The organism is Microcoleus sp. PH2017_05_CCC_O_A (assembly GCF_020738785.1).
In the GTDB taxonomy this organism is placed as follows: domain Bacteria; phylum Cyanobacteriota; class Cyanobacteriia; order Cyanobacteriales; family Microcoleaceae; genus Microcoleus.
This window is the reverse complement of record NZ_JAEQCB010000022.1, coordinates 1-11228: the sequence shown is the minus strand read 5'-3', so window position 1 is coordinate 11228 and position 11228 is coordinate 1. Positions and strand designations below refer to the sequence as shown.

General features: G+C 46.4%; 9 protein-coding genes. 7 read left to right on the top strand and 2 right to left on the bottom strand.

The genetic code is table 11. The features are described 5' to 3' along the window. Positions 1-620: 620 nt before the first annotated feature. Positions 621-3839 carry an adenylate/guanylate cyclase domain-containing protein gene (locus tag JGK20_RS07170; RefSeq protein WP_293186848.1) on the top strand — a complete coding sequence of 1073 codons (3219 nt, stop codon included), beginning with the start codon at positions 621-623 and terminating at the stop codon, positions 3837-3839. A gap of 50 nt (positions 3840-3889) precedes the next feature. On the opposite strand, the gene JGK20_RS07165 is transcribed toward JGK20_RS07170, so the two are convergent. Then, positions 3890-4081, bottom strand: coding sequence for a hypothetical protein (locus JGK20_RS07165; RefSeq protein ID WP_293186847.1), 192 nt, complete (start codon positions 4079-4081; stop codon positions 3890-3892). A 174-nt stretch (positions 4082-4255) separates the two neighbouring features. Here JGK20_RS07165 and JGK20_RS07160 point away from each other — a divergent pair, with 174 nt between their 5' ends. The 3 genes from JGK20_RS07160 to JGK20_RS07150 all read left to right on the top strand — a co-directional run bounded on the left by JGK20_RS07160 (position 4256) and on the right by JGK20_RS07150 (position 8120). Continuing rightward, positions 4256-4801, top strand: a complete 546-nt coding sequence (locus tag JGK20_RS07160) for an inorganic pyrophosphatase (RefSeq protein WP_293186846.1) — start codon at positions 4256-4258, stop codon at positions 4799-4801. Between the two features lie 323 nt (positions 4802-5124). Beyond that, positions 5125-6471 carry a serine/threonine-protein kinase gene (locus JGK20_RS07155; protein WP_293199077.1) on the top strand — a complete coding sequence of 449 codons (1347 nt, stop codon included), beginning with the start codon at positions 5125-5127 and terminating at the stop codon, positions 6469-6471. Positions 6472-6725: 254 nt separating this feature from the next. After that, positions 6726-8120, top strand: coding sequence for a serine/threonine-protein kinase (locus JGK20_RS07150; protein WP_293193628.1), 1395 nt, complete (start codon positions 6726-6728; stop codon positions 8118-8120). Between the two features lie 69 nt (positions 8121-8189). Here the strand turns inward: JGK20_RS07150 and JGK20_RS07145 are convergent, their stop codons facing one another. Then, complete coding sequence (locus JGK20_RS07145) at positions 8190-8321, bottom strand: hypothetical protein (RefSeq protein WP_293186843.1); 132 nt, start codon at positions 8319-8321, stop codon at positions 8190-8192. A gap of 32 nt (positions 8322-8353) precedes the next feature. Between JGK20_RS07145 and JGK20_RS07140 the strand changes: the two genes are divergently transcribed. The 3 genes from JGK20_RS07140 (at position 8354) to JGK20_RS07130 (ending at position 10964) form a co-directional block, all read left to right on the top strand. Continuing rightward, entirely contained in the window at positions 8354-8866 is a 513-nt protein-coding gene (locus JGK20_RS07140; RefSeq protein ID WP_293152463.1) for an inorganic diphosphatase, read from the top strand. Between the two features lie 549 nt (positions 8867-9415). Beyond that, positions 9416-10324 (top strand): MBL fold metallo-hydrolase, encoded by a 909-nt coding sequence (locus tag JGK20_RS07135; protein ID WP_293152460.1) that lies wholly within the window; start codon positions 9416-9418, stop codon positions 10322-10324. Positions 10325-10397: 73 nt separating this feature from the next. Beyond that, positions 10398-10964: a diheme cytochrome C gene (locus tag JGK20_RS07130; RefSeq protein ID WP_293214232.1), complete on the top strand. Its 567-nt coding sequence runs from the start codon at positions 10398-10400 to the stop codon at positions 10962-10964. Positions 10965-11228: the final 264 nt, after the last annotated feature.

The following is an 11228-nucleotide window of genomic DNA, read 5'->3' as shown; positions in this document are numbered from 1 at the left end:
GCCACAAGCTTGAGGGTCTAGAGGGATATTTGAATGTCCCACTGTCGCCCTTTTGGGTGGGCCCGAATCCCCGTCGCTTTAGCCCTGGGGAGGTTCAAAACCGCCAATCTTACAAAAAAAGCTCGCAGCCCCCAGACTAAAGTCTGGGGATGCAAGGGTATAGCAGCAAAATTGACAGAAATTCTAGTTAAAAACCACAATTGTGTACAGAAGGGCACACATCACCAACAATGGGTGGTGTCACAATTGCGGCTAATCCTACAATGCCATCCGTTTTTCAGCAGTTCCGCAGCACGCATTCCTGTTCGTGTCGGCGATCTCTGGAATAGGGCAAACCTAATTCAACCGGGCGCACAATGCCAAAATCAGTTAATAAACCATTAAAACACCATTCGCAATCTCTAAAAAGATTCCAGCAATCACACCGTTGCTTTACCGTATCACTAGCCGTTGAGCAGCAATGCCAACTGAACCTCCCTTGCCCTAGGCCCGGACTTCTGTAAACTGGGAAATAGTTTCACACATACTTGAGTCAGGTGCGACCTGTCTCACTCAAAAGATGAACTTGCCCGCTGTCCTAGCTTAGACTAACCCTTACACTTAAGCTTCTGTAAAGGTCTATGAATCCTCCTGCATCTTCCACAAATTACTCTTCTCTGGACAACGTGATAGATGTCACTCCTATCAGCAGTGAAAATAATCAACCCTACTCTACCCCTACGCCTTCTCCCTCTCCCGAACCCGTGGTTGCTCCTGCCCCTACCAGCAGCAGTGCAATTATCCCGCGCCAAGGAGTCACAAACATTCTTGCTCACCTAAATAAGGAAAGTTCCGTAGCAGCAGTTAAGGAAGTAGAAGAAAAACTTAAGGTTGTCAATCAAACCCTGGGAATGCTCGATAACATCCTGGAGAGCGAGGGATTTGACGCTATCCTCAACGATATGTTGCAGTCGATTACCCTCAAAACAGGGGAATTGCTCAATGCCGATCGCACTACGATATTTTTATTAGACGACGACAAAAATGAACTCTGGGCAAAAGTTGCCAAAGACGAAAATGGCAAAAGCATAGAAATCAGAGTTCCCGCCCACGTGGGCATCGCCGGAGAAGTAGCCACCGAGAAAAAAGTGGTTAACATCCCTTACGATTTTTACAACGATTCGCGATCGGCTAACGCCAAAAAAGTTGAAGAAAAAACGGGCTACCGCACTTATACAATGCTGGCAATGCCCCTGCTAAAGGAAGAAACAAACGAGTTAGTAGCAGTCGTTCAACTGATTAATAAACTAAAACCCGATCACCAAAATCACGCTAGTTTAGATCGACAAATCGACAGGGCTGGATTCACGGAAGAAGACGAACGAGTTTTCAATGAATTTGCTCCCTCAATTCGCCTAATTCTAGAATCCTCCAAATCTTTCTACGCAGCAACTCAGAGACAGCGGGCCGCCACGGCGCTGATGAATGCCGTAAACGCTCTTTCTAAGAGCAGTCTCGACTTAGAAGATACCCTCAAAAGGGTCATGGATCAGGCCAAAGAACTCATGAATGCCGATCGCAGCACCCTCTGGCTGATCGACGAAGATAAAGATGAACTGTGGACGAAACTTCCCAACAAAGAAGGCACACTTACAGAAATTCGCATACCCAGAACAGCCGGTTTTGCAGGAATCGTCGCCCAATCCAGCGAACACCTGCTGATTTCCTTTGACGTGTACGACGACCCCCGCGCCAAAACTTCGCGAGATACCGACCAAAAAACAGGCTACCGCACTTGCAGTATGCTGTGTATGCCAGTGTTTAACTCCGACAACAAATTGATTGGAGTTACGCAGTTAGTCAACAAAAAACGACAAGGAGAATTCCCGCCCTACAACCCGGCAGATTGGCCTCAGGCCCCCGAACAGTGGAAAGCGAGTTTCAATAAAAACGACCTGGACTTTATGCAGTCGTTTAACATCCAAGCAGGAGTGGCCCTGCAAAATGCCAAACTGTTTGCAGAAGTCAAACAGCAAGAACAAAGACAAAAAGATATGCTGCACGCCCTGACTAACGGCGTGATTTCTACAGATAAAAAAGGCAATATAGTTGCGACAAATCCCAGCGCCCAAAAATTACTCGGTGTCAGCGAGGCAGAATTAGCAGAAGGCCAATCTTTGCGCGAGTTAATTAAGTTAGAAAAAGGCGATTTTGCCAAGTGGTTCGATGCGTCTTTGTCTCCAGAAGACGATAACGATCGCCAGCAGTATTACCCCGATCAAGTTTTGCTCTCCTGTGAAGGAAAATCGCAGAGTATCAATCTCTCGATCAACTCAATGACCGATGCTACCGATCCCAACAAAGTCAACGGCGCGTTAGTCGTCATGGAAGATATTAGCAGCGCCAAGCAAGTCAAAAACTTGATGTACCGTTACATGACCCCAGAAGTAGCCGAAGCACTGTTAGCTTCAGGGGATACAGGATTGGGCGGCAAGCGCAAGGAAGTTTCGGTGCTGTTCTCAGATATTCGCAGCTATACCACACTTACGGAAAAATTGCAAGCTGAAGAAGTGGTGGTGATGCTCAACAAGTATTTTGAAGTGATGGTAGATGTCGTATTCGAGTACGGAGGCACTCTCGACAAATACATCGGCGACGCTCTGATGGCAGTTTTCGGCTCTCCGGCGCCCCTAGAAGATCATGCTTGGTGCGCGATGCAAACAGCAGTGAAAATGCGAGCAGAACTCGATAAATTCAATCTCGATCGTATAGCTAATGGTGAGTTGCCCATCAGTATTGGTATGGGCATACATTCCGATCAAGTTGTCAGTGGCAACATTGGCTCAAGTAAACGCATGGAATTGACTTCTATAGGAGATGGCGTCAACCTCGCCTCTCGCTTAGAAGGCGCCAGCAAGCAGTACGGAACTGACTTAATTATTAGTGACAATACCTACAAGCATTATCACGAGAGAGTCTACGTGCGGGAACTCGACTTCATTACCGTCAAAGGCAAAAGCGAACCAGTTATCATTTACGAACTCGTCGGCATCAAAGAAGGATACTCGCCCATTGGCAAGTCACTAACCGAAAAACAGCAACAAGTTGTAGAACATTATAATAAGGGTCGCGAACATTACAAGACGCCAGTCACTCACAGACTATCTGACAGTGAGGTGAAAAATATCTTAGATGATGTCGCCCAAATGCCGGAGACAGAAATCAAAAAACTTTCCTACAGTGTCGAGGAACAGTTGGAATACGAACTAAAGAAGTTGTTATATCAACTCAAAAAGCTGTCAGAGTACGATCCCAAAAATCTGTCTGAAGCAGATAAACTAATCGTGCTGTTGCAGCCAGAAATCCAACTGTTGAAATTGGAAGGTCTCAAAAACCTCTCGGAAGATGAAGCCAAAATGTTGCTGCAAGCCAAAATCAAGCAGCTATCAGCAGACGATATTCAATCGTTGCAAGAGGGCGAGGTTAAAAAACTGTTGGAAGCAGACATCTTAGAACCATCAAATCCTAAAATTAAAAGGCTGAAACCCGCACAGATCAGGCAGCTATTGCAGGCTAAAATTAAAATTAAAGCCTCCGAGACAGTGATAGAAATGTTAGAGGAGGAATTTGAAAATCTGGGACTCGATCGCGTGAAAAAACTCCTCAGCGAGTTTAAGAAAGTCTTAGAACCAAAAGCCAAGCAAGCTTTTAGAGACGCAGAACGCGAATTTAACCTTGTTCTGGACATTGAACCCAAAAACAAGGCAGCTAAACTGCACGTCGATCGCTGCGGGTTATATAAGCTCAGCCCTCCCGACGTACTAAACTGGGACGGCGTATGGAATCTCAAAGAAAAATAGCAGCGGTACCCGGTGCGGAGGGGGCGATCGGGAGTGCACCTCCCTTCCAATCAATTAACCTTAATATCCTGTTGGGGCAATTTTAAATCAGCTCCAGCAGGTATGATTGTTAGATAACCGGACTTGGGATCGCTTGCCTCGCCACCGCCAGATACCCGCATTGTGCGGTGTTTGGCGACAACAAACACAGCACTTCTACCTTCAGAAGAGCTTCCAAAAAAAATTAGGACTTGCGCCAGCATTACCCAGTTTTTAAGAAAAATCTGGGGCAAAGGCGACCTAACATCCACTCAAAAACCGGGTTTTTTACCCCGCGCCCGTAAGTCTTAATAACTTTGGCGCATCCTAAAAGCAGCTTGCTTTCAGCAGAAAGCTAACGTTCTAGTCTTAGATATAGAAAACTACTAGCATCAGTTATGGATAATTGGAATTCGCAATCGGGAGATATTGAGTCGGTAGATCAGGTTTACCAACTATTGCTAGAGATTGCCCGCAGCTCGCTGTCAGATATCCCCAGAATCCCCGAAAACATCACTCAAAAGTCTCTTCCCCTGCTCCAAAAATTACAAAGCATTCAGCAAAGACCACAGGGACAAGGGTTTAAATCTGATTGGTTTTCGGTAAACGATCTCGAATGGGTGGCTCAAGTCCGCCAACTGCTCGAAGAACTGACCCGCCAGTCTTTGTCGGAACGGCCCAAAATGCCAGAAAACATGGCGGGCAGAGCTTTGAGTCTCGCAGATAAGGCACAAAGCATCAAAGAAACCATAGAAAATGCAGCCTCCAGCCCAAAAGATGAAGATGATAACTCGTTTCAGTCTCCAGAGACGCTGCTGAATTTATTGCACCAGAGTTTAAAAACTCAGCGGGCAAAAAGCTACCAACCAGACGCTCCCGAATGGCACCAACTCATGACCATGCTAGATGTAGTGCAGTCAATTTACAAGCAAATTCAACGTTAAATTTAAGCTTGAATCAGGGGCATTTTTATGGTGTTTAAAGGCGCTGGTTCTTTGGCAAAAAAAAGTTTTTTGCCGTAGCAATGTCGGACAAGGCATCGTGCGGCGTTCGTACTCCAAAACAATCACTCTGAGCTCGCTAGGAGGAAACGGCATTGCCGTTTCCCTAGCCCGATCGATCCTAGGGAAACTGGACGTGCCGTTTCCTGAGTGTGGGTAATATTAATTGCGATACCACCAGGTTCGATCTAAATCGCTTAAACAAGTGCAGACAATTGCAGCTTGGCCAGCTAAGCTGGGTTCAATCGCTTCAGTGGCAGGTGAACATGAGCGGACAAAACATCGGGGATTTGTTAGGAGAAATATTAGAAAATCGGTATAAGTGCTCACGGCGACTAGGCAAGCAAGCCGGACGGCAAACATTACTCGCCCGCGACTTAAAAACCCAACAGCAAGTAGTAGTCAAACTCCTGTCATTCAGCAGCGATTTCAACTGGGAAGACTTGAAACTGTTCCAGCGAGAAGTCGAAACTTTAAAATCCCTATCCCATCCTGCAATTCCCCGATATCTCGACTCCTTTGAAATCGACACACCCAGCCGCAAAGGATTCGCCCTAGTTCAGACTTATATCGAAGCCAAATCCCTCCAAGAGTATCTCTCAGACGGCCGCACCTTCAGCGAAAATGAGGTCAAACAATTAGCCACAGCATTACTAGACATCCTCGGATACCTGCACCAGCGACAGCCGCCGGTGATTCACCGCGACATTAAACCCAGCAATATTTTGCTCAAAAATCGATCGGGCAACAGCGTCGGCGAAGTCTACCTAGTCGATTTTGGTGCTGTTCAAACCCTAGCCACGCAACAGGGAAAAACAGTCACCGTTGTCGGAACTTATGGTTATATGCCGCCCGAACAATTTGGCGGGAGAGCAGTTCCAGCTTCCGATTTGTACGGCTTGGGAGCAACATTAATCGCCTTAATTACCAAGCAGCATCCAGCCGATTTGCCACAGCAAGATTTGCGGATTGAATTCGAGCAATTCACGGAATTAAGTCCCGGTTTTAGCAATTGGCTGAAGTGGATGACGCATCCCAGTTTAGAACGCCGTCCCGCCTCAGTTCAGATTGCCAAAGAAGTTCTGGAAAAACCGCAGCAAATAGATAAATATTCCCGGCCAGTGAGACAGGGGAAAATTGTGAGTACCGACGAATTGTTCTGGAATGCGATCGAGGTCGGAATTTCGACAGGAACTAAAGCTATAGGAGCTTGTGCAGTAATAATTTTAAGCATCATTGCGATGGGGTTTTGGGAGCAAATTTTTATCGGAGGATTCTGGAGCGTTCTTTTCGCCTTGCCTCTGGCGTTAGCGAATGGAATAATCGCAGCAATTGTGACGTGCTTTTGGTTTTCCCCCCTAACTAATCCCAAACTTCACCGACAGGTTTTAAATGCAATTAGTATCGTGACATTTACCTCGGCGACCAGTATTTTCTTGTGGCCGATGATGGAGGATTGGAAGGATGAAGGGACGTGGAATATTATTAATGATGGAGAGCTTTCCATGTCTGAAATTAGCTTTATACTTGCAATATCGCTAATTGTAGGACTGTCAATGGGGACAGCTAGCAAGTCTATTGCCCGGTGGTATCAAAAAGCAAGCGGACTATAATCTAAAATTTACAGGAATTAGGCACTCTGACTTCTAGAAACCGGGTTTTTACGAAAATACGCGTTGTAACCGCCAGACTCGCTAAAAAAACCGATTTCTGAACCCCGACGCTCGCTTCAAATTAAAATAAAGGTCAACACGGTTAACTTAAGAGATGACAAGAGGGAAAACTCATGAAAAATAGATACTGTGATTGCTTCGTTCCTCGCAATGACCATCTTAAGTGAACCGTATTGAAATAAAGGTAATAAAACATGACTGGTAAAATATTAGCAGAAAGCTATGAAGTGCAGCGAATACTGGGAAAACAAACCGGTCGCCAAACGCTGCTGGCTCGCGATTTACAAACTCAAGAATTAGTTGTCATCAAACAGCTCTTCCTCGGTAGCGATTTTGAATGGCAAGACCTCAAGCTATTTGAAAGGGAAGCGGAAACTTTAAAAGCACTTTCTCACCCAGGAATTCCTCGGCACCTCGATTACCTGGAAATTGACGAACCAGACAGTAAAAGCTTTGCCTTGGTACAGACTTATGTAGAGGGAAAAACTTTAGAAGAACATTTGCGCTGCGGGCGTACTTTTAGCGAAAGTGAGGTGAAAGAATTAGCTAAATTGCTATTAGCAATTTTGATGTATTTGCACGAGCAAAATCCGCCTGTTATTCACCGCGATATTAAACCAAGCAATATCTTACTACACAGCAGATCCGGCCATAGTGTCGGACAAGTTTATTTAGTTGATTTCGGTTCGGTGCAGAACCAAGCTGCAAAGTTTGGCGGCACAATTACAGTAGTCGGAACTTACGGATATATGGCGCCGGAACAATTTGGCGGGCGATCGGTTCCGGCTTCTGACCTTTACGGTTTAGGTGGAACTTTAATTTATTTGGTAACGGGCTTGCATCCCATGGAAATATCGCAGCAGGATTTGAAAATTCAATTTGCCGATCGCGCGAAGCACCTCAATCCTAATTTGATTCATTGGCTGGAGTGGATGACCGAACCGAGCTTGGAAAAACGGTTATCTTCGGCTGATAAAGCATTCCGATCGCTCGACGAAAATCCCTGTGCTATCAACAAAATCAAAAAAAATCCTCTTGTAGTGCAACCGCCAGAAAGCGATATTAAACTCACAAAAAATTCGGAGTTTATAGAAATTATAATTCCACCTAAGGAAGTCGATTTTAGTTTGATTGCCTGGTTCTCGGCTGCGGTTGCTGCAAATATCCTTTTAAGGATAGGTGGTTCCAATTACCTATCGGTAATCAATAATTTATTAAGGAATTCGTTGATTATGCTATCAGGAAGTTTACTAGCTGCTGTAGTAGTAACACTTCTCTCTGCATTATTTCGGGAATTGCGTGTTAGAATAGATCGGCATCAAATCTCCTATACCAGCAATCTTCTAGGGCTGAAATGGAATTATCCACGATCGATGTCCAGACAGGAGATTTGTCAATTGGAAATTAGGCAATACAATTCCAACATTTATCAGATGCTTATTCAAGCTGGCAAGCAAAAATATCAACTAGGAGAAAACCAGGGACTAAGTGAATCAGAAATCACATGGTTAGCAACAGAACTAAGCCAGTGGTTGGGATTGAAAATTAAAAAAACTTTGACAGAGGGGAAAAATAATATCTGGTTCTGAAAATATCTCGATCGCCCAAACAAACCATTCCCCTCTCAAACTGTGGGATGGGCGTCCCGCCCGTCCAATCTATTGTTCGTGGGATGTCCCGCCCGTCCGCTGTATCTTCTCGCACTCCCCCGCTTTGTATCCAGCTTTATGCAGCATCGATCCCGATCGCCCGTAAAATGCTATGAAAGGGATTTGGCAAGTAGCACTCATCCCCGATCATCTGTTAAGTTGGAGATATTATTGTGGACTTATCGCTAATTCCGGCACAGCCGAAACCAGGACTGCTTAACGTCCTGATCGAAATTACCGCCGGTAGCAAAAACAAATACGAGTTTGATAAAGAGATGCAAGCCTTTGCACTCGATCGCGTGCTCTATGCCTCAGTGCAATACCCTTGCGACTATGGCTTCATACCCAACACCTTAGCCGATGACGGTGACCCCCTCGACGGCATGGTGATGATGGACGAGCCCACATTTCCAGGGTGCATCATCGCGGCCCGTCCGATCGGAATGCTGGAAATGATCGACGGAGGCGACAGAGATGAAAAACTGCTGTGCGTTCCCGACAAAGACCCCCGTTACGCTCACTATAAGTCCCTCAAAGACGTAGCCCCACACCGCTTGGACGAAATAGCCGAATTTTTTAGAACCTACAAAAATTTGGAGAAAAAAGTGACCGAAATTCTGGGTTGGCAAGATGTCGATCTAGTAATGCCGTTAGTCGAAAAGTGCATCGCAGCCGATCGCAAATAGGTTCCAAGCGCCTGCATCCTCGACTGCAACCCGAGTAACAATTCAGGAAGCCGAACTTAATGCAACCGATCCGCGTCTAGGACGTGCAGTCGAGGAGGGGGTGGCTAGAATCTAAAATCATTGGTGAATCCCCAGTCACCGGAACGGAATTCCTCAAACCGCCACCCCCGGCACAATCTTGAAAAAAATCCTAGTCATAGAGTAAGATTAAGCGCAAATTCTCAGCAAGCGGGCGAATGCGTTCTACTTTTGAGGAAAATTTACCCGAACACTGACATCAACGCTATCTTAATCTCAGGACAGTTCCGCACGCCGGGCAGCCCACAGGGTGCAAAAATGGTCTCTAAAGCGTGATATCTGTTACAGCAACCGATCGCGCACGGGTTGAGGCTTCTAACAACCCAAGTGTTCGGTAAGTCTGATTTCCGGGTTTGGTACTCGGATAGTTTTCTATAAAGCGTTTTATAGTACGGATTGCTAAAAACTAAACACTAAAAACTAAACACTAAGATCTCAACTCCCAAGTTCCTGCGCCCAAACCTAAAAAAGATGCCAGATTCCGCACCCTCTCAAACCACTCCAGAGCCTTCCGATCAGAAAGCCAGTATGGAAAATAGTCCTTTGACCGAGTTTGTCGTTCAGTTTTGGGGCGTGCGGGGCAGCATCGCCACCCCCGGCAGCAAAACAATTCGCTACGGAGGTAATACCTCTTGCGTAGAAATGCGCTTGGGGAAAAAACGCCTGATTTTTGATGGTGGCACCGGTCTGCGAGTTCTGGGCCTCAACCTGCTGCGACAAATGCCGGTCGAAGCCCATATGTTTTTCAGCCACACTCACTGGGATCACATTCAAGGATTTCCATTCTTTACTCCTGCCTTTATCCCGGGGAACTGCTTTCACATTTACGGAGCGATCGCCCCCAACGGCACTACAATCAAACAGCGTCTTGCCGATCAAATGCACCACCCCAATTTTCCAGTCCCCATCCAGGTGATGCAGTCAGACCTCAAATTTAACGATTTGACCCCAGGGGATATTCTCGAACTCGACGATGTGAAAGTCGAAACGGCATTGCTCAATCACCCGAATACCGCGATCGGGTATCGAGTCACCTGGGAGGGACACACGGCCGTCTACTGCACCGATACAGAGCATTTTCCCGATCGGCTGGACGAAAATGTAGTACACCTAGCTCGCGACGCAGACGTGCTGATTTACGACGCCAACTACACCAACGAAGAGTATTACGACTTCAAAAACCCAAAAGTCGGCTGGGGACACTCAACTTGGCAAGCCGGAGTAGAAATAGCGAAAGCTGCGGGAGTCAAAAAGATCGTGATGTTTCACCACGATCCCGGTCACGACGACAATTTTCTCGATCGCGTCGAAGCAGACGTGCAGGCAGCATTCGCCAATAGCTGCTTGGCCCGCGAAGGCATGAGCATACCAGTAATCTAGAAAACCCATCCATGCGGGCTGGGAAAAAACTCCTCCAGACCGCAGAAATTAGCAGCCAGAACGCAGAAACAGAATGAATCACGAAACTCCCCCCAAGTATCGCTCTCGTGGCTTGCGGGGGCTTTACTCAACATTGCTGGTGTTGATAATTGTCTGCTGTACAGGAGGCGGATGGGTGGCAGCCCAGACTGCGAACTCCAACACTCCAGCGCGACTTGCTCAAGTGTCTGCTATTGAAGATAATGGCACTGTCGATCGCATCCCCGAACGCTACCAACTCGGACAGCAACTCTACCTAGAAAACTGCGCCACCTGTCACATCGGCTTACCCCCGCAAGTATTGCCAACAGAAACCTGGCGCCGCTTGTTGCAAGATTCCCAACACTACGGACAAACCTTGAAACTCCTAGTAGACCCGCCCCGGCTGCTAGTGTGGAACTACCTGCAAACTTTTTCCCGTCCCGAAGCCAAAGACGAAGAACTAGCTTACCGAGTCGCCACCTCTCGCTACTTCAAAGCTTTGCACCCCAGAGTCAAGCTGGCGCAACCAGCAAATATCAGCAGTTGCGTTACTTGTCACCCCGGCGCGTCTAAATACAATTTCCGCCAGCTTACCCCTGAGTGGGAAAATTCCCCGTAAGGAATCTTAAGTTCTTGATTGAGGAAAATCAGAATTCAAGTCTGAGCGATCGAACTACTGAAAAAGCAGGACTGAAGTCCTTACTACAAACCTTATAAAATCTGTTCGTAGTGAGGACTTTTGTTCTCGGAAAAAGCAGGACTGAAGTCCTCACTACAAACCTTGTAACCCACATTCCGCAGATATTCGATCGGATTTAATTTCAAAAGAATTCAGAATTCTCAAAACCTCAAATAATTGCTCTGCAATCATTTGAGGCTTTTT

Bases quoted from the DNA above. Each gene is read 5' to 3' on its own strand.
- JGK20_RS07170 (WP_293186848.1), top strand. From the start codon at position 621: ATGAATCCTCCTGCATCTTCCACAAATTACTCTTCTCTGGACAACGTG.
- JGK20_RS07165 (WP_293186847.1), bottom strand. From the start codon at position 4,081: ATGCTGGCGCAAGTCCTAATTTTTTTTGGAAGCTCTTCTGAAGGTAGA.
- JGK20_RS07160 (WP_293186846.1), top strand. From the start codon at position 4,256: ATGGATAATTGGAATTCGCAATCGGGAGATATTGAGTCGGTAGATCAG.
- JGK20_RS07155 (WP_293199077.1), top strand. From the start codon at position 5,125: ATGAGCGGACAAAACATCGGGGATTTGTTAGGAGAAATATTAGAAAAT.
- JGK20_RS07150 (WP_293193628.1), top strand. From the start codon at position 6,726: ATGACTGGTAAAATATTAGCAGAAAGCTATGAAGTGCAGCGAATACTG.
- JGK20_RS07145 (WP_293186843.1), bottom strand. From the start codon at position 8,321: ATGAGTGCTACTTGCCAAATCCCTTTCATAGCATTTTACGGGCGATCG.
- JGK20_RS07135 (WP_293152460.1), top strand. From the start codon at position 9,416: ATGCCAGATTCCGCACCCTCTCAAACCACTCCAGAGCCTTCCGATCAG.
- JGK20_RS07130 (WP_293214232.1), top strand. From the start codon at position 10,398: ATGAATCACGAAACTCCCCCCAAGTATCGCTCTCGTGGCTTGCGGGGG.